Origin of the sequence: Sphingomonas sp. S1-29, from assembly GCF_026167545.1 — a bacterium.
Classification (GTDB): Bacteria; Pseudomonadota; Alphaproteobacteria; order Sphingomonadales; family Sphingomonadaceae; genus Sphingomonas.
This window is the reverse complement of record NZ_CP110678.1, coordinates 3147321-3164951: the sequence shown is the minus strand read 5'-3', so window position 1 is coordinate 3164951 and position 17631 is coordinate 3147321. Positions and strand designations below refer to the sequence as shown.

The 17631-nt window shown below is 67.2% G+C and carries 15 protein-coding genes and 1 riboswitch; of the genes, 8 read left to right on the top strand and 7 right to left on the bottom strand.

The features are described 5' to 3' along the window. Positions 1 to 200 precede the first annotated feature (200 nt). Positions 201 to 401, bottom strand: a riboswitch (cobalamin riboswitch). Between the two features lie 29 nt (positions 402 to 430). Together cobU and OKW76_RS15105 are read left to right on the top strand one after the other, a co-directional pair. Next, positions 431 to 940: a bifunctional adenosylcobinamide kinase/adenosylcobinamide-phosphate guanylyltransferase gene (cobU, locus tag OKW76_RS15110; RefSeq protein WP_265549694.1), complete on the top strand. Its 510-nt coding sequence runs from the start codon at positions 431 to 433 to the stop codon at positions 938 to 940. A gap of 173 nt (positions 941 to 1113) precedes the next feature. Further along, positions 1114 to 1953: an HpcH/HpaI aldolase/citrate lyase family protein gene (locus OKW76_RS15105; RefSeq protein WP_265549692.1), complete on the top strand. Its 840-nt coding sequence runs from the start codon at positions 1114 to 1116 to the stop codon at positions 1951 to 1953. Positions 1954 to 1959: 6 nt separating this feature from the next. Here OKW76_RS15105 and OKW76_RS15100 read toward each other — a convergent pair whose 3' ends face one another. The 7 genes from OKW76_RS15100 to OKW76_RS15070 form a co-directional block, all read right to left on the bottom strand. Beyond that, on the bottom strand, positions 1960 to 3033 hold the full coding sequence (locus OKW76_RS15100) for an AI-2E family transporter (protein ID WP_265549690.1): 1074 nt from the start codon (positions 3031 to 3033) through the stop codon (positions 1960 to 1962). 74 nt (positions 3034 to 3107) lie between these two features. Beyond that, the gene (locus OKW76_RS15095) at positions 3108 to 5261 is read right to left on the bottom strand and encodes a TonB-dependent receptor (protein WP_265549688.1); all 2154 of its coding nucleotides are present in this window, start codon (positions 5259 to 5261) and stop codon (positions 3108 to 3110) included. 121 nt (positions 5262 to 5382) lie between these two features. Then, the gene (locus tag OKW76_RS15090) at positions 5383 to 5568 is read right to left on the bottom strand and encodes a hypothetical protein (RefSeq protein ID WP_265549686.1); all 186 of its coding nucleotides are present in this window, start codon (positions 5566 to 5568) and stop codon (positions 5383 to 5385) included. 8 nt (positions 5569 to 5576) lie between these two features. Next, positions 5577 to 6728: a PepSY-associated TM helix domain-containing protein gene (locus tag OKW76_RS15085; RefSeq protein WP_265549683.1), complete on the bottom strand. Its 1152-nt coding sequence runs from the start codon at positions 6726 to 6728 to the stop codon at positions 5577 to 5579. Positions 6729 to 7133: 405 nt separating this feature from the next. Then, positions 7134 to 9062 carry a 1-deoxy-D-xylulose-5-phosphate synthase gene (gene dxs, locus OKW76_RS15080; RefSeq protein ID WP_265553025.1) on the bottom strand — a complete coding sequence of 643 codons (1929 nt, stop codon included), beginning with the start codon at positions 9060 to 9062 and terminating at the stop codon, positions 7134 to 7136. 64 nt (positions 9063 to 9126) lie between these two features. Continuing rightward, a complete protein-coding gene (locus tag OKW76_RS15075) occupies positions 9127 to 9588 on the bottom strand; it encodes a Fur family transcriptional regulator (RefSeq protein WP_265549681.1) in 462 nt (153 codons plus the stop codon). Positions 9589 to 9632: 44 nt separating this feature from the next. After that, positions 9633 to 10013, bottom strand: coding sequence for a MerC domain-containing protein (locus tag OKW76_RS15070; protein ID WP_265549679.1), 381 nt, complete (start codon positions 10011 to 10013; stop codon positions 9633 to 9635). A gap of 167 nt (positions 10014 to 10180) precedes the next feature. On the opposite strand from OKW76_RS15070, the gene OKW76_RS15065 reads away from it, so the two are divergent. The 6 genes from OKW76_RS15065 to OKW76_RS15040 all read left to right on the top strand — a co-directional run bounded on the left by OKW76_RS15065 (position 10181) and on the right by OKW76_RS15040 (position 17390). Further along, positions 10181 to 11239 (top strand): COX15/CtaA family protein, encoded by a 1059-nt coding sequence (locus tag OKW76_RS15065; protein WP_416221825.1) that lies wholly within the window; start codon positions 10181 to 10183, stop codon positions 11237 to 11239. Continuing rightward, on the top strand, positions 11236 to 11553 hold the full coding sequence (cutA, locus tag OKW76_RS15060; RefSeq protein WP_265549677.1) for a divalent-cation tolerance protein CutA: 318 nt from the start codon (positions 11236 to 11238) through the stop codon (positions 11551 to 11553). The genes OKW76_RS15065 and cutA overlap by 4 nt, the downstream gene beginning before the upstream one ends. Positions 11554 to 11702: 149 nt before the next feature. After that, positions 11703 to 12182: a 50S ribosomal protein L13 gene (gene rplM / locus OKW76_RS15055; protein ID WP_037526769.1), complete on the top strand. Its 480-nt coding sequence runs from the start codon at positions 11703 to 11705 to the stop codon at positions 12180 to 12182. After that, on the top strand, positions 12182 to 12736 hold the full coding sequence (gene rpsI / locus OKW76_RS15050) for a 30S ribosomal protein S9 (protein ID WP_037526765.1): 555 nt from the start codon (positions 12182 to 12184) through the stop codon (positions 12734 to 12736). Before rplM ends, rpsI begins: the two co-directional genes overlap by 1 nt. A 192-nt stretch (positions 12737 to 12928) precedes the next feature. Continuing rightward, positions 12929 to 16474: an autotransporter domain-containing protein gene (locus OKW76_RS15045; RefSeq protein WP_265549675.1), complete on the top strand. Its 3546-nt coding sequence runs from the start codon at positions 12929 to 12931 to the stop codon at positions 16472 to 16474. A 169-nt stretch (positions 16475 to 16643) separates the two neighbouring features. Further along, positions 16644 to 17390: a class I SAM-dependent methyltransferase gene (locus OKW76_RS15040; RefSeq protein ID WP_265549673.1), complete on the top strand. Its 747-nt coding sequence runs from the start codon at positions 16644 to 16646 to the stop codon at positions 17388 to 17390. The last annotated feature ends 241 nt before the right edge of the window (positions 17391 to 17631 follow it).

Genomic DNA, 17631 nt, shown 5'->3' with positions numbered 1-17631 from the left:
GCTGGGCCGCAAAAAGCGAACAGTGCTGGTAAGCGCTTGGATATGTACGGATAGTCATGTTCTTCCCCTTATCAACAACAAGGGGTCGCGCGCCCGACGGGCACGATGATGCTATCGTGGGAACCCTCCACGCGCGCCACCCCAACGGTGTCGTCACACGAGGAAAAAAACCTCGATCGCCCGGATATTCCCGTCCGCGCGAAGGACCGACCGTGACAGGCAGGTCTCCTGGCTCCCGGGTCACCACGTTCGTCCCGCCTTCCCGGACCCTAAGGGTCCAGTGGCATGGATGGGCGAACGCTCGCCGGTCACAGTTGCGGGTACAGCCCCGGATCACGGCTTGGCCGCTTCCGGGTTCCCTTTTGATCCCATCTCTGGGAACCTGTCACCCGATCGCCCCTAATATGCGGTCGAAGCGGAGGCAAGAGGCTTGGATCGCGTACATTTCTTCATCGGCGGCGCCCGATCGGGCAAGAGCCGGCTGGCGCAGGCCGCGGCCGAAGCGCTGCCGGGGACACTGGTGTATCTCGCGACAGCACAGGCGTTCGACGCCGAAATGACCGACCGGATCGCGCACCACATCGCCGATCGCGGCGCGCGCTGGCGCACCGTCGAATGCCCGCTCGACCTGCCCGCCGCGATCGAACGCGAGGGTGGCGACGGATCGGTGCTGCTGGTCGACTGCCTCACCTTGTGGCTGACCAACCTGATGCTGGGCGACCACCCGATCGAGCCCGCCGCCGATGCACTGGTCGCGGCGCTGGCCAGCGCACGCTGTCCGGTGAAGCTGGTGTCGAACGAAGTCGGCATGGGAATCGTCCCCGAAAACGCGCTGGCGCGCCGGTTTCGCGATGAAGCGGGGCGGCTGAACCAGCGGGTGGCGGCGGCAGCGGATTCGGTGTCGCTGGTAGCGGCGGGGTTGGCGTTGCGAATGAAGTAGCGCCCTGCACAGACCGTCATCCCAGCGAAAGCTGGGATCTCCCCATTTTGCACGCGCGGCCTGCCAAACGGGAAGGCCCCAGCTTTCGCTGGGGCGACGGCACTTGGAGGCACGGGAGCGAAGGAAGCCGCCCCCCATAGGCATCCCCCCGCCCCCGATGCTATCCCCGCGCCATGACCGACACCCCCCGCCCCCGCCGCAGCGCGCTGTACCTCCCCGCCTCGAACGACCGCGCGATCGCCAAGGCGCGCACGCTAGCCTGCGACGTGGTGATCCTCGACCTCGAAGACTCGGTCGCGCCCGAGGCGAAGGAAGCCGCGCGCGCGCAGGCGGTGACAGCGCTCGCGCTGGGCGATTTCGGCGAGCGCGAACTGGTCGTGCGGATCAACGCGCTCGACACGGAATGGGCCGCCGCCGACCTCGCCGCGCTCGCCGAAACCCCACCGCACGCGATCCTGCTCCCCAAGGTCAACGGCCCCGCCGACCTCGCCGCCTGCGCCGCGCTGCTGTCCGAAGACGTAGCGCTATGGGCGATGATCGAGACCCCCGCCGCCTTGCTCGCACTGGGCCAGATAGCCGCAGCGCCGCGGCTCGCCGCGCTGGTGATGGGCATCAACGATCTCGCCAAGGACATGGGGATGCAGCCCGGCACCGACCGCCTGCCCTTCCACCCCTTCCTCGCCACCACCGTCGCGGCGGCGCGCGCGCATGGCCTCGCCGCGCTCGACGGCGTCTTCAACGGCATCGACGATTCGGAAGGGCTCGCCGCCGAATGCGCACAGGGCCGCCGCTTCGGCTTCGACGGCAAGACGCTGATCCACCCCTCGCAGATCGCAGCCTGCAACAGCGCGTTCAGCCCCGGCGAAGCCGAGATCGCTGAGGCCGAAGCGATCCGCGACGCCTTCGCGCTACCCGAACACACCGGCAAAGGCGCGATCCGCCTCGATGGCCGGATGGTCGAACGCTTGCACCTCGCGCAGGCGCTGCGCGTGCTGGCGACCGTCGGCCGCTGACGGGCGTCAGTCGGCCTTTTCTGCGGCGGTCTCGATCGGCTTGCCCAGCAGCGTCTTCACATAGATTCGCTGCACCAACACGAAGATCACCACCGTCAGCGGCGCTGCGAGCAGCACGCCCAGCAGCCCGAACAGGATACCCGCGCCCGCGACCGCGAACAGCAGCACCCCCGGCGGCACGTCGACCGCGCGCTTCTGGATCAGCGGCTGGAGCAGATTGCCCTGGATTTGCTGGATCAGCAGGAACAGCCCGACGGTCCACAAGGCGGTCGAGGGCGATACCGTGAACGCCAGCAGCACCGCGGGCACCGCTGCGATGATCGGCCCGATGAACGGGATGATGTCGAGCAGCCCGGCGATCAGCCCCAGCCCGCCCGCCGCGGGCACGCCGAGCAGCCACAGCCCCAGCGCGGTGAACGCCGCGACCACCACCATCGACATTAGCTGCCCGATCATCCAGCCCTTGAGCGCGGTCCCGGCATCGTCGAGCGCTGCTTCGGTCACGTCCTCGGCGCGCTCGGGCATCAGCAGCACCAGCCCGCGGCGATACACGCCGGGCTCGACCGCCAGGAAGATCGCCCCCACCAGCACCAGCGCGAAATCGGCCAGCCCGCTACCCGCCGACAGCGCATAGCCGCCCGCGCCCTGCAGCACGCTGGTCAGGTCCTTCGTCCCGCCGGCCACCAGCTCGCGCGCCTGGCCGCCGACGCCCCAGCTATCGAGCTGTTGCTGGATTCCCTCGAGCGCGGTGGGAAACTTCTCGCGGATCGTGTCGAACTCGGCGGCGAGCTGCGCGCCGAACATCGCGAAGATGCCGATGAAGCTCCCCAGGATCAGCAGCACCGCCGCGGTCAGCGCGAGCCCGCGCGGCAACTTCGTCCAGCGCTGCATCAGGCTGGCGAGCGTTTCGAACACCGCCGACAGCACGATCGCCGCGAAGATCAACAGGAACAGGTTGGTCAGCGAGATTAGCAGCATCGCCAAGCAGACCAGTGCGATCAAGATCACTCCGGCCCGCGCGATCCGCGATGGCGTCCACTGCTTGTCCGCCGGCTGGGCGGTGGTTGGCTGCTCGATCATGTTTCCCCCTGGACCGCCGACAACAAAATCGGCCTCTAGGTCGCCACAAGCAGCCAAACCAGCGCTTTGTTCCGCTACAGCTCGACCGAGGCCGACAGCTTCACCGTCCGCGGCATTCCCTGCAACAGGCTGGGCGAGAAGCTGTCGAAAGCCGACTGCCAATAGCGTTCGTTGGCGACGTTATCGACGTTGAGCCGCAGCGTCAGCGGCCGCTGCGCCGCCGCAACGACATAGCGTGCGCCAAGGTCGAAGCGCGTCCAGCCTGGAATCTCGAGCGTGTTGGCGCGATCGACCTGCTGTTTGCCGGTATCGATCACTCGCCCGGTCAGCGTGAAGCCGGGGATGAACGGCGTGTCCCATTCGACATTCGCGTTGATCGTATAGTCGGGCACGCCCACCGCGGTATTGTCGTCGAGCGTTCCGCCCTCGGTCTCGCGCAGCTTGGCCTGGATCACCGACGCGCCGCCGATGAAGCGCAAGCCATCGACCAGTTCGCCGTCGAGCGTCAGCTCCACCCCGCGATGGCGCTGTCCCCCCTCGACCGCGAAGATTCGCGGTCCGGTGGGATCGGCGGGATCGATCGGCCGGGCAAAGGCGCTGGGCTGTTCGATCTGGAATACCGCCACCCCGGCGTTGAACCGCCCCAGCGTCAGCTTGCCGCCGACCTCATATTGCGCCGATGTGAACGGCGCGAACACTTCGCCCGGGTTGACGATCAACGGATCGGTGGTCGGCGCGGTCGGGCCCTGCGCCAGCCCCTCGATCCGGTTGGCGAACAGCGACAGTCCTTCGACCGGCTTGACGACCAGCCCGACGACCGGGGTCACCGCATCCTCGGCATATTCGCTGGTCAGCGAACCATCGGTGTACGAATAGCCGCGCACGTTGATCGCCTGCAGCCGAAGCCCCGCGGTCAGCAGCACGCGATCGTCGAAAAGCCCCAGCGTATCCGAAACGAACGCGCTGCCCAGCCGCACCCGCGAGACCGCGAACGGATCGTCGAGGTCACCGCCGACAAAGCCGGTGCTCGGCAGCGGCACCACCGGGGTATCGTACAAATTGGTGGCAAAGCGGGTGAACCCGCCGAGGAAGTCATAGGCGTTGCGATTGACCTGCCACGACATCGACCCGCCGAAGTTAATCTCGTGGCTGATCCCGCCCGCCGCCAACTTCACCCGGAGCCCCGCTTGCGCGGCTTCGTTATTGTCGGTGCGCGGCACGAACAGCGCGTCGCCGGTCGCCGCGCCGGTCACCGCGTTGGTAACAGCCAGCCCGCTATAGATCCCGTCCTCCGACCCGTCGCGCGCGCCGAACGATGCGTACAGCAGCGCATTGTCGGCGAGGTCATACTCGCCCTTCACCAGCCCGAACACGTCTCGCAATTCGGTGTAGGTCCAGGGCTGCGCATAATTGGCATCGGCGCGCGGCACCGCGGGAATGCTGGTGAGCCCGGTAACGGTCACCTTGGGCCGAAGCCCGCGCACTTCGAGCCGCTGATAGGCCAGGTCGAGCGACAGCCGTGCCCGCTCGCCGCGCCAGTCGAAGCCGGCACCGATCACCGCCGAGCGACGAAACTCGTCATTCACGCTGACGTCGCCCGCACGATACGCGCCGTTGATCCGCACCCCGAACTCGCCCCCCGCGCCGAAGCGCCGCGACACATCGACCGCACCGCCGAAATGCGCGCCCTCGCTGAAATTGCCCGTCACCCGCGTCAGCGGACGATCGCCAGCGCGCTTGAGGGTCAGGTTCACGCTGCCACCGATCCCAGTCCCACCCGGCGCCGCGCCGTTGAGGAAGGCACTCGCGCCGTTCAATATCTGCACCTGCTCATACAATTCAGGCGAGATCAGCTGCCGCGGCGCCATGCCGTACAGCCCGTCGAGACCGATATCGTCGCCGAACAGCGGGAAGCCGCGGATGACGAACAGTTCGGCGGCGTTGCCGAAGCCATAGCTCGCGCGCACCGAGGGATCGTTTTCGAGCACCTGCCCCAGCGTCAGCGGCTGCTGGTTGAGGATCAGCGTCTCGCCATAGGCGCGGATGCTGAACGGCACGTCCTCGGCGGCCTTGTCGCCCAGCACGCCGACCTGCCCCCCGCGAATCACCTGCGTCTGGTTATCGGCCTGCGCGGTAATGACGATGTCGTCGTCGTCGCGCGGCGCCTCCTGCGCATGTGCGACAGTGGCGGCAAACAGACAGCAACCGGCAAGCAAAACGAACTTCATCGAAAATCCCCAATAGAAAATATCCTCTCCCGTCTGCGGGAGAGGGAGGGAGGCGCGCAGCGCCGGAAGGGTGAGGGCCTGTCCGAACCCCGTTCGTTTCAAGCAAACGGGGCCTTGCCCCCTATCCGCGCCGGAACCGCATCGCCCAAACCACCGCCGCCACCGGCAACCCCAAGGCGACCCACGACACGATGTCGGCCACCCCGTCGCCCAGCAGCGCCGCCACCAGCCCGATCATGCTCGCCACCGCCAGCAACAGCGGCACGACGAAGATCGCGCCGGTCGATCGCGAACGCGGACGTTGCATCACCCCGCTCATTCAGCCGGCACCAGCACGCCGCCGCTTTCGACCTCGCGCGCCTTCGCCTCGCTCGATGCGTGGCGCTTGGCGAACCACAGATACAGCCCCGACCCCAGCACCAGGATCGTGAACAGGTCGAGCACCGCCCACAGGATCTTGAGCGGCAGCGCGCCATAATCGCCGAAGTGCAGCGGCTGCGACAATTGCAGCGCCTGGACATACCAGGGCATCGGCCGCACCGCCGCCAGCGCGCCGGTACGCGCATCGACCAGCGCCGGCGTCAACAGCCCCTTGGTCAGCGGCGTATCGCCCTGCAGGAACACCGCATAATGCTGGCGGCTGCTGTAAGCGACGCCGGGAAAGGCGACGAACTGCACCCGGCTGCCGGGCACCGCCGCCTTGGCGGTCTCGACCGCGGCGTTGATCGATGCGAGCCGCGTCGGCACGGGCAGGCCGCGCGCGTCATGTTCGCGGGTGATGGCTGCCAGGTCGTCGCTGCGCCATTGCGCGATGATCGGCTCGGCGAGCGTGTTGATCACCCCGGTGAGCCCGACGACGCTCGCCCAGGCGAGCACGACGACCCCGAGCAGATTATGATAGTCGAGCCACTTGGTCCGCCGCGCGCGGCCGGTGCGGACGGTACCGAAGTCGAGCTTGCGCATGAACGGCGCGTAGAGGACGACGCCCGAGACGATCGCGGCGAGGAACAACACCCCCATCGCGCCCAGGAACAACATCCCCGGCAGCCCGGCGAACATGTCGGTGTGTAGCTGCAGGATGAAGTCCATCACCCCGTCCTGCGCGATCGCGCCGACCAGCGACCCGTCGCGCTGGTCATAGGCGGTCAGCGTCATCTCGGCCCCGCCGGCATCGGGCGAGGGGCCGGTGGTGACGTTCACGACCGGGCGATCCTCGTCGAAGCTCATGTACAGCCCCACCTCGCCCGACCGATCGGCCAGCGCGCGCGCCATGATCGTATCGAGCGACTGGAGCGGCGTCCCCGCCGGCATCGCGGCGATCGGCGGCTGGTCGTCGAGCAATTCGTCGATCTCGTGGTGGAAGATCAGCGGCAACCCGGTGACGCAGAGCATCAGCAGGAAGGCGGTGCATACCAGGCTCGACCAGCTGTGCACGACCACCCAGCCGCGGATCGTCCGGCCGGTCATGCGGCGAAGGTGCGGCTGAGAACCATTCGCAACCGCTAGCGCGAACCATTCGCAACTGCAAGGGTAGCTTTCGTCCAGGCCCATCCTCCCCCTTCAGGGGGAGGTGGCAGCCCGTCGGGCTGACGGAGGGGGCCCGCCACGAGCGCCACGCTCGCGGCAGCCCCTCCACCGCTTCGCGGTCCCCCTCCCCCTAAAGGGCGAGGAATAGGCTTTTGATCGGTCGGGCTAGAACACCCAAACCCCGTTCGTCCTGAGTAGGGACTGAGCGAAGGCGAAGGCCCGTATCGAAGGACATGGCGCCAAACACACCGGTGCTTCGATACGCCGCTTCGACACGCCTGTCCTGAGCTGGTCGAAGGGCTCAGCAGCTACTCAGCACGAACGGACCGGCGCGAACGGCAAACCCTAAGCCCGCGCATCCCCAATCCGGCCTACATCCTCATTGTGCCGCAGCGCCTTCAGCACCGTCTCGACGATATGCACCGCGTTCAGCCGCGCCTCGTCATATTGCTTGTCGGGCTTGTCCTGGTCCTGGAAGATGTCGGGCAGCCGCATCGTGCGCAGCTTCAACCCGCCATCGATCAGCCCCTGATCGCTCGCCAGCGTCAGCACGTGCGCGCCAAGGCCACCGACCGCATTTTCCTCGATCGTCACCGCGACTTCGTGCGTCGTCAGCAGCCGTCGAATCATCGCCTCGTCTAGCGGCTTGGCGAAGCGAAGATCGGCGACGGTGGTCGACAGCCCCTTGGCCTCGAGCGTCTCGGCGGCCTTCATCGCCTCTTCGAGCCGGGTGCCGAGCGACAGGATCGCCACGGTCTTGCCCTCGCGCACGATCCGCCCCTTGCCGATCTCGAGCAGCTCGGGCGTCTCGGGCAGCGCGACGCCGGTGCCGTTGCCGCGCGGGTAGCGTAGCGCGATCGGGCCGCTGTCGTGGCAGACCGCCGTATAGGTCATGTGGACCAATTCGGCTTCGTCGGCGGGCGCCATGATGACGAAATTCGGCAAGGTCGCAAGGTAAGTGACGTCGAACGAGCCGGCATGGGTACAGCCATCGGCCCCCACCAGTCCCGCACGATCGATCGCAAATCGCACCGGCAGGTTCTGGATCGCGACGTCATGCACCACCTGGTCATAGGCGCGCTGGAGGAAGGTCGAATAGATCGCGCAGAACGGGCGCATCCCCTGCGCTGCAAGGCCGGCGGCGAAGGTCACCGCATGCTGCTCGGCGATCCCGACGTCGAACGCCCGCGTCGGATGTGCCGCGGCGAACTTGTCGACCCCGGTCCCGCCGGGCATCGCCGCGGTGATCGCGCAGATGCGCTCGTCGGTCTCGGCCAGCTTCGCCAGCGTCTCGCCGAACACGTTCTGATAGCTTGGCGGCCCCGGCGGTGCCTTGGCCTGCGCGCCGGTGATGACGTCGAACTTCTGGACGCCATGATATTTGTCCGCCGATTCCTCGGCGGGGGCATAGCCCTTGCCCTTCTTGGTCACGACATGGACCAGGATCGGGCCTTCCTCGGCATCGCGGACATTTTCGAGCACCGGGATCAGGTGATCGAGATTATGCCCGTCGATCGGGCCGACATAATAAAAGCCCAGCTCCTCGAACAGCGTGCCGCCCATCGTCAGCCCGCGCGCGAACTCGTCGGTCTTGCGCGCAGCGGCGTGCATCGGGCGTGGCAGGCGGCGCGCGAATTTCTTGAGCGTCTCGCGCAGCCCCAGGAACTCGCGGCTCGACACGATCCGGCTGAGATAGGCCGAAAGCCCGCCGACCGGCGGCGCGATCGACATGTCGTTGTCGTTGAGGATCACCACCAGCCGGTTGCCTGCCTGCTCGGCATTGTTCATCGCCTCATAGGCCATGCCCGCCGACATCGATCCGTCGCCGATGACCGCGATGCCCTTGCCCGGCGTTCCCGCCAGCTTGTTGGCGACCGCAAAGCCCAGCGCCGCCGAGATCGAGGTCGAGCTGTGCGCCGCGCCGAACGGGTCATATTCGCTCTCGGCGCGCTTGGTGAAGCCGCTGAGGCCCCCGCCCATCCGCAGCGTGCGGATCCGGTCGCGCCGCCCGGTCAGAATCTTGTGCGGATAGCATTGGTGGCCCACGTCCCACACCAGTCGGTCGACCGGGGTGTTGAACACATAATGGATCGCAACGGTCAGCTCGACGACGCCGAGCCCCGATCCCAAATGCCCGCCGGTCGTGCCGACCGCCGAAATCGTTTCGTGGCGCAGCTCGTCGGCCAATTGGCGCAGATCGGCTGGCTTGAGCTTTCGCAGGTCGGCCGGAACATCAACCGTGTCGAGCAGCGGGGTCGCAGATACGTCTACCATCATGGTGGTGTACCGCGTCGCTTCGGACGTGTCGAATGTTACTGCCGTATTGCGTTGATTGTGATTAAGCCGTGCAATCGGCGCATGTCCCGCGCACTTCGATCACTGGGCGCGTCGGCGAAAAGCCCGAATCGGTCGCCGCCGAGCGTACCGAACCGGTGATCTTGTCGTCGTCGATATGCGTGGTCTGGCCGCATTGGTCGCACACCAGGAAGATGCAGTCATGCAGGCAGCCGGGGTGCGAATTCGCGACATAGGCGTTCGCGCTCTCGACACGGCGCGCCAGGTTCGCCTGCACGAACAGGTCGAGGATGCGATAGACGCTGTTGGCGGCGATCCGCCGACCCTCGCTCTTCGATACGGCCTCGGCGATGTCATAGGCAGAGGCAGGCTTTTCGAACCCGGCGAGCGTCTGGAAGATGCGTTCGCGCATCGCGGTCCATTGCTCGCCCGCCTGCTCGAGCGTGTTGCGCGCAGCGGCCGTTAGGTCGTCGCCCTGCGGCTCGTGATGGTCGTGCGAATGCATGATCGGGATGTAAGCGCGAGCGGCCCGCGCGGCAAGCAAGCCGGTCAGATCACCGCGCGGCGGTTGAGATCGTGGCCAAGCGCCAGGATGCCGACGCCGATCATCGTCCAGACGATCTCGCCCGATCCGTGCGGCAGCGTCATCGCGCCGCCCATGATGCCCAGGCCCAGCGCGCCGATCGCCGGCGGCATGATATAGCCATGCTTCACGATGCCGCGCCCCAGCGCGACCGCGCCGAGCAGGATCGCGATCCCCAGCCCCAGTTCGTGCACCCAATCGGCAACGAATTCGCCCGCGACGGTCGACAGCAACGCCAGCACCGCGGCGCTGGCAAGGCAATGCATCACGCACAGCGCCGACACGCCGATCGCGATGCGATCGAGCATGCCATCAGCGGCGAAACGGGAAGCGATGCGACTGGCCATGGCTGCCATCTAGGCCAGCATGGGCAAGGTTACAACATCACATCGGCGATTTTTCTGTTGCCGGTGCCCGCTACCGGCTTTGGCCCGCAGCGACATCGCGCACGCACGCCCCATATGCGCACCAGTCGCCATCGACGCCCGATGCGCGAAACGCTAAAGGCCCGATCGTGTCGCATATCGCCTCCCCCTCCGCCCTGCCCGCCACTTCGGCGCGCACCGCCGCGCGCCCCGCGGCGATCGCCACCTGGCTCTGGACCGTCGCGCTGTTGATCGTGCTGATGGTCGCGGTCGGCGGGATCACGCGGCTGACCGAATCGGGGCTGTCGATCACCGAATGGAAGCCGGTGTCGGGCGCGGTCCCGCCGCTGAACGACGCGGCATGGGCGAGCGAGTTCGCGAAGTACCAGGCGACCCCCGAATATCGCGAGATCAATGCCGGGATGAGCCTGGCCGATTTCAAGTTCATCTATTTCTGGGAATATATCCACCGGTTGCTCGGCCGTGTGATCGGCCTTGCCTTCGCGCTGCCGCTGCTATGGTTCGCGGTGCGGCGGCAGATCCCTAGGGGCTATGCGCGGCGGCTGGTGCTGCTGCTGATCGCCGGTGGGATGCAGGGCGTGGTCGGCTGGTGGATGGTCACCTCGGGCCTCGCCGAGCGCACCGACGTCAGCCATTTCCGGCTCGCGGTGCACCTCAACATGGCGCTGGCGATCCTCGCCGCGGTCGTGTGGACCGCGCTCGACATGCGGCGCCTGGCGCGCGACCCCGCCGCGCCCGCCGCACGCCTCACGAAGGTGGCGGTGGTCACCGGCGGCGTGTTGCTGTTCCAATTGGTGTTCGGCGCGTTCGTCGCGGGAATGAACGCCGGACTGGTGACCAGCGAATGGCCGCTGATGAACGGGCGGCTGGTGCCGCGGGTCGATACCAGTGGCGGCGTGCTTTCGGCGCTGGTGAACGACCCTTGGGCGATCCACTTCATCCACCGCTGGTGGGCATTGGTCGCCTTGGTGGCGATGGTGATGCTCGCGCGCGCAGCCAAGGGTGCGGGCAACCGTCCGGCATCGATCGCGATTCACAGCGCGGTCGGCATCCAGGTGTTGCTCGGCATCGCAACGGTGATGAGCGGGGTGAACTTCCACGCCGCGGTGACGCATCAGGTCGTCGGCGCGCTGCTGGTCGCGTCTGCCGCGTGGGGCGCGCATGCCGCCGGACGGCGCACGGCATGAGCGACCTCGCGCTGCTCCACGTCACCTTCGGCACTGCCGAGGAAGCCGAATCGGTCGCGCGCGCCGTGATCGAGGAGCGGCTGGCGGCCTGCGCCAACGTCATGCAGTCGTGCACCTCGATCTATCGCTGGAAGGACAATATCGAGACCGAGATCGAGGTGCCGGTGCTATTCAAGACCGGGATGGAGCAGGCGCTGGCGCTGCGCGACCGCATCACCCAGCTCCACAGCTACGACACCCCCGCGATCGAATTATGGCCCGCCGCCACCAGCGAAGCCGTGCTCGAATGGATCGACGAATCGACCGGCGACTGACCGCTCGCGCGGCATAGGGTATCCCGATACCCGTCAGCAATCGCCCGGTTGCCTTGACTTCCAGCCGCCTTCTGCGCATTAGCGCTGCCACGACGCCGCCTCCACCGGGGCGGCGGCTTGCGTTTATACTCACATAAGGTCCAAGCCCCATGAAGGCGCTCATGAAGACCACCAAGTCGGTGAAGCCGGCTGAGGTGGAAAAGAAGTGGCATATTGTCGATGCCGACGGCCTGGTGGTCGGTCGTGCAGCGACGATCATCGCCAACGTGCTTCGCGGCAAGCACAAGACCAGCTTCACCCCGCATGTCGATTGCGGTGACAATGTCATCGTCATCAACGCCGAGAAGGTTCGCTTCACCGGCGGCAAGGCGGCGAAGAAGGTCTATTACAAGCACACCGGCTATGCCGGCGGCATCAAGGAAGTGACCGCAGCCAAGGTGCTCGAAGGTCGTTTCCCCGAGCGCGTGCTCGAAAAGGCGATCGAGCGGATGATCCCGCGCGGTCCGCTTGGCCGCCAGCAGATGCGCAACCTGCGCATCTTCAAGGGCACCGAGCATCCGCACGAGGCGCAGAACCCCGAAGTCCTCGACATCGGCAGCATGAACCGTAAGAACAAGGTGGGCGCATAATGTCCGATAACCGCCAGTCCCTGGCCGACCTCGGCGCAATCGCAGCGGGCCAGCCCGTCGGCGAGCAGCAGCCGCAGAATGGCGAAGCCACCACCACCGGTGACGAGCAGCAGCCAGCCGCTCCCGTCTATTCGAACACCCCGCTGCGTGAGCAGATCATCGACCAGTACGGCCGCGCCTATGCGACCGGTCGCCGCAAGGACGCCGTCGCACGCGTCTGGCTGAAGCCGGGTTCGGGCAAGATCGTCGTCAACGGGCGCGACCAGGAAGTGTATTTCGCACGTCCGACGCTGCGTCTGGTGATCAGCCAGGTGTTTGAAGTCGCCGATCGCACCGATCAGTATGACGTGATGTGCACCGTCAAGGGCGGTGGCCTTTCGGGCCAGGCCGGCGCGGTCAAGCACGGCATCGCACAGGCGCTGACCCGCTATGAACCAGTGCTTCGCGCGCCGGTGAAGGCAGCAGGCTTCCTGACCCGCGACAGCCGCGCAGTCGAGCGCAAGAAGTACGGCAAGGCCAAGGCCCGCCGCAGCTTCCAGTTCTCGAAGCGCTGATTCGGCCTTCATGGCTGCGAAAAGGGGGCGATCCGGCAACGGGTCGCCCTTTTTTTGTCTTCGTGACATTGCCGCCACAGTCCCGCCCTCGGCAGGTCCGAATACTGCGGCTTAATGGTCCGTTAGCCTCGCTTGACAACCGCCCGACGAACAAGTGATTGTTTCCCCATATAAGCGTTTAGGGGGAATATAATGTCATTCACGGGGTTTACTTCGGTTTCGCGTTGCGTCGCCACGCGCCGGGCACTGCTGGGCTCGGTTGCACTTGCCGGCACTATCGCCGCGCTGCCCGCCCAAGCACAGCAAACCGAGTTTTCGGGGCTGCGCAGTGGTTATCTGACGCCGGGCACCGCCGAACTGTCGCCGCACGCCGCGCCGATCTCGATCGGCCTGCCCGATCGCGCCGAAGCCGAGCTGGCACCGCACAGCAACGTCACGCCGCCACCGCTCACGGTGCAGATCGCGCCCGAGCCCGACATTCTGGTCGCCGACCCCGCCACCCCGACCACGGCGCGCGACCCGGTGAACATCACCGGCATCGGCCAGATGGTCACCGATGGCGGCGGCGGATCGGTAGGGTTGTGCACCGGCACCTTGATCAACCCCCGCACCGTGCTGTTCGCGGCGCACTGCGTGAACGGCCGCCCGGCAACCGCCTATGGCCAGGCTTCGGGCGGCACCGGTATCGCCTTCGGGTTCGAGACAAACACCCGTGCCAACGCTGCCGGCCAGACCGACGAACTGGTCCGCTGGCTGCTCGGCGGACCCGGTGGCGCCGGGCGCTTCCAGACCAACGTCGCGCAGGCGCTCTACAATGTGAACCAGGTCGCCTATAACCCGTTGTCGCTCGAGCCCGCCGCGCGCAGCTTCCTCTATGGCGACGTCGCGCTGGCGACGCTCGACACACCCGCCGCCAACGTCCCGACCTGGGCGGTGCTGTTCTCGCCGCTGCCCGCCCCCGGCACGATCACCGCCCAGAACGGCACCGGCTACAACGTCGCGCAATATGGCTATGGCAATAACGGCACCGGTTCGACCGGGCGGCTCGGCAGCGATTTTCGTCGCCGCTCGGCCGAGAACATCCTCGGCGCGCTGACCGACCTCCAGACCTTCGAAGGCTTCCTGTTCGGCGGGCCAGCCAACGGCCTCACGCAGAACCTGTACTTCCTCGATTTCGACGATCCGCGCCGCGGCCAGGCCGGCGCCAGCCCGTTCGACTTCAACGCCTTCCGCGACAATGCGCGCGTCACCAACGGCGTCGTCACCGAAGGCGGCACCTCGCAGGGCGATTCGGGTGGCCCGCTGGTGCTGCAGAACTTTGCCAAGCAGATGGTGATCGGCGTGCTGTCGGGCGGCTATGACCGCTTCTTCGCCGCGCAGCCCGCGAACGGCTATGGCACCGTCGGCTTCTACCAGCCGCTCTATCTCTATTGGGACTGGATCGCGGGCAATAACCCGTATCATTACGTCACCACCAAGGCCGGCGACGGCGCCTGGACCGACGCCAACCACTGGCTCACCACGCTCGATCCCGCGTATAACGTCCTCGTCGGCGGCCAGGTCGTCAACGGCATCCCCGGGCTGACCGGCGAGCAGAAGACCGGCACCAGCGGCGATTTCGGCCAGATCTGCTTCCAGGACCGCGTCTCCAGCGAGTGCCTCGACACCCGCAACGGCCAGACGTCGATCACCGCCAACCCGATCGGCACTGCAGGCAACAATGCCGGCAGCGCCGTGGTCGCCCAGGACGCCGCGGCAGGCGCAGGCTTCGACGGCGTCGAACTGTCGCCGCACGCCCCGGCGGTAGCGCCTCCCGCCCCCACCTTGGTCAACGGCCTGCCGGGCGCGACCAACTTCGTCCCCAACAACGTCGATCCGGTCCGCGCGACCGGCGCGCGCGCGCAATATTACGACGTTACGCTCACCGCGGCGGGCACCACGACGCTGTCGGGCGCCAACATCGTGATCGACCGGCTGACGCTGGGCGGCGCCTCATCGGGGCTGACGATCGCGTCGGGTGCTTCGCTCACCACGCTGATCAACACCACCCAGTTCGCAGGGGTGAACACCATCAACGGCACGCTGACCACCGTCGGTGATTATACGTTGATGGGTGGCGCGCTGATGGGCAGCGGGCGGATCAACGCGCCGTTCCTCACCAGCATGCTCGGCCGCATCGCGCCGGGCACGATGGGCACCACCGGCACGCTGACGATCGCGGGCAATTTGGTGCTGGCATCGGGCAGCCAATATCTGGTCGATTTGGCCGGTGCGGGCGTATCCGATCGCGTCGCCGTCGTTGCTGGCAGCGGCCAGACCGGGCTGGCGACGCTCGGCGGCACCGTCGGCTTCCAGACGGTGACAGGCTATCGTCCGCGCGACGGCGATGCCTACACGATCCTGACCGCCGCGGGCGGGGTGACCGGTCGGTTCAGCAACACGCCGGGCGCGTTCAGCGCGATCCTGACGCCGATCCTGGCCTATGGTCCGAACGCGGTGACGATGCGGATCCACGCGGGGCTGTACGCGAACGTCGTCGACCGCTCGTCTGGGGTGCAGACCGCCTATGCACGGCTGCTCGACCAGAACCGGTCGAACTATGCCGCGCTGTCGGGGCTGTACGGCGAATTCGATCTGCAGAACCAGGGCACGATCCGCGCCCAACTCGAAAACCTCGCCCCGCGCACCGCGCCGCTGATGAGCCAGATGGGCACGGTGGCGACCGACACCGCCTCGCGCTTCTTCCGCGATCGCATCAACAACATCGCCGATGGCGGCCAGGGCGGCACGCTGGCGATGTACGGCAAGCCGGTGCAGCTCGCCTCGGTCGCGGCGACCAGCATGAACCTGGCCGGGATGGTCGACAGCGATGTTGGTAGCGGGGCGATGGTGCAGGAGGGCGTGCTGCCCGATAGCGTCGCGGTGTATCTGGCGGGCGGCTATATCGACGGCAACGGCGTCGGCCTGCCCAGCGTCCAGCGCTTCGGCCGCAACCAGTTCGACGGCTTCTTCATCGCCGCGGGCGTCGAGCATCTGATGGACGAGGCGACGACGCTTGGCTTCGGCCTCACCTATTCGGACCTCAACGGCACCACCGTTGCGGCGGGTGATTCGGCGGGCAGCGAGCTGTTCCAGGGCACCTTCTATGGCAGCACGCGTATGGGCGCGCTGGTGGTCGATGCGCAGGCAAGCGCCGGCGTGTTCAAGGTCGACAGCAGCCGGCTGGGCGCGATCGGCGCCAACAGCTTCACGCTGACCTCCGAAGAAAACGCCTTCACCTTCTCGAGCGAGGGCGGCATCGGCCTGCTCGCCGAATCGGGCGGCGTCAGCTTCAAGCCGCGCGCGTCGCTGCGCTACAGCCATATCGGCTTCACCAACGTCGCCGAAGAAGGCGGCGGGCCGGCGCTGCGCTACAACCTCGGCAGCTTCGACAGCGTCCAGGGGCGTGCGGGTGCCAGCGCCAACGCGGTGCTCGGAGCCGTGAAGCCCTTCGTGTCGGCGAACTATGTCCACGAGTTCCTCGATGCGCCCGGCGCGTTCGGCGCGAACTTCGTGAACGGGATCGGCAACGCGGCATTGTTCTCGCTGCCCTCGACCGATCGCGACTGGGCCGAGATCAGCGGCGGCTTCACCTTCGGCAGCGAGCGCGTGAGCGCGACGATCGCCGCCGAGCGCACGATCGAGCGCGACGATATCCGCAACGCGACGCTGCGCGGGACGGTCGCGATCCGCTTCTGATCGCACGGCAAGACCGAATGGGGGGCGGTTCGGCGACGAATCGCCCCTTTTTCCTGCGCGGTTGCGGCCAAGCGAGCACGGTTTGCGCCGTGGATGATTGACGCCGCATGGCCTTTGCACGAACACCGGCGCGCCCGATCGCCCGATCGGATCGCGATCGGAACGACCCATGACTACGCGTGAAACCACCTCCTATCTGCCGCGGACCGACGGCATGTGGCCCGACGACGTGAAGCGCCGCTTCGTCGATCGCGCCTTCGTCGTCGCCTTTTTCGCGGTGCAATGGCCGTGGCTCGCGCGCAGCCTGTCGGGCGGGTCGCGCGCGGTGAAGCAGGCGCTGCTCGAGCGGCTCGAGCTCGCCCCCGACGCGCTGCCCAACCTCGGCAGCTGGAAGGCCGATACCGGATTCCTGACGCTGATCGTCGATCATATCGAGCGCAACCGCCCCAAGACCGTGCTCGAACTCGGCGCCGGCGCGTCGAGCCTGGTGGTCGCCAAGGCGCTCCAGCAAAATGGCGGCGGGCATCTGATCAGCTGCGACCAGCATGGCGACTTCATCGCCGCGACGCGCGAATGGCTGCATGAGCACGGCGTCGACGCCGAAATGCGCGCGACCCCGTTGCGACAGGCGCCGGGCGACTGGCCGGGGATCTGGTACGACCACGGCCCGCTGCCCGAGCAGATCGACATGCTGGTGATCGACGGGCCGCCCTGGACGATCCACCCCTATGTCCGCGGCGCCGCCGAGACGCTGTTCGACCGGCTGCCGGTGGGCGGCACCGTCCTGCTCGACGACGCCGCCCGCCCCGGCGAGCGGATCGTCGCGGCGCGCTGGCGCGAGCGCTGGCCGAACTTCCGCTTCGACCTGGTGAACAAGGGTACCAAGGGCACGCTGATCGGGGTGCGCGAGCGGTAATTACCGGGCGGTTCCCCATCCTCCCCCTCCGACGGCCGCTAAAGCGACCGCCACCTCCTCCTGGCGGGGGAGGATGAAGGCCCCCGAATCCTCCCCCGCCAGGGGGAGGTGGCAGCCGTAGGCTGACGGAGGGGGCGGACACGATGCCCTTCGGGGAACATGACCAGCGGCATCCCCGGGGCGGCGCGGGTTACCGCGAACGGTTACTCCCCCTCAAGCCGCCCCCCATCCGCCCCCTCCG

Excerpts from the sequence above, each read along its gene's own strand:
- OKW76_RS15105 (WP_265549692.1), top strand. The coding sequence starts at position 1,114 with ATGACCGACACCCCCCGCCCCCGCCGCAGCGCGCTGTACCTCCCCGCC.
- OKW76_RS15100 (WP_265549690.1), bottom strand. The coding sequence starts at position 3,033 with ATGATCGAGCAGCCAACCACCGCCCAGCCGGCGGACAAGCAGTGGACG.
- OKW76_RS15095 (WP_265549688.1), bottom strand. The coding sequence starts at position 5,261 with ATGAAGTTCGTTTTGCTTGCCGGTTGCTGTCTGTTTGCCGCCACTGTC.
- OKW76_RS15090 (WP_265549686.1), bottom strand. The coding sequence starts at position 5,568 with ATGCAACGTCCGCGTTCGCGATCGACCGGCGCGATCTTCGTCGTGCCG.
- OKW76_RS15085 (WP_265549683.1), bottom strand. The coding sequence starts at position 6,728 with ATGACCGGCCGGACGATCCGCGGCTGGGTGGTCGTGCACAGCTGGTCG.
- dxs (WP_265553025.1), bottom strand. The coding sequence starts at position 9,062 with ATGGTAGACGTATCTGCGACCCCGCTGCTCGACACGGTTGATGTTCCG.
- OKW76_RS15075 (WP_265549681.1), bottom strand. The coding sequence starts at position 9,588 with ATGCATTCGCACGACCATCACGAGCCGCAGGGCGACGACCTAACGGCC.
- OKW76_RS15070 (WP_265549679.1), bottom strand. The coding sequence starts at position 10,013 with ATGGCCAGTCGCATCGCTTCCCGTTTCGCCGCTGATGGCATGCTCGAT.
- cutA (WP_265549677.1), top strand. The coding sequence starts at position 11,236 with ATGAGCGACCTCGCGCTGCTCCACGTCACCTTCGGCACTGCCGAGGAA.
- rplM (WP_037526769.1), top strand. The coding sequence starts at position 11,703 with ATGAAGGCGCTCATGAAGACCACCAAGTCGGTGAAGCCGGCTGAGGTG.
- rpsI (WP_037526765.1), top strand. The coding sequence starts at position 12,182 with ATGTCCGATAACCGCCAGTCCCTGGCCGACCTCGGCGCAATCGCAGCG.
- OKW76_RS15045 (WP_265549675.1), top strand. The coding sequence starts at position 12,929 with ATGTCATTCACGGGGTTTACTTCGGTTTCGCGTTGCGTCGCCACGCGC.
- OKW76_RS15040 (WP_265549673.1), top strand. The coding sequence starts at position 16,644 with ATGACTACGCGTGAAACCACCTCCTATCTGCCGCGGACCGACGGCATG.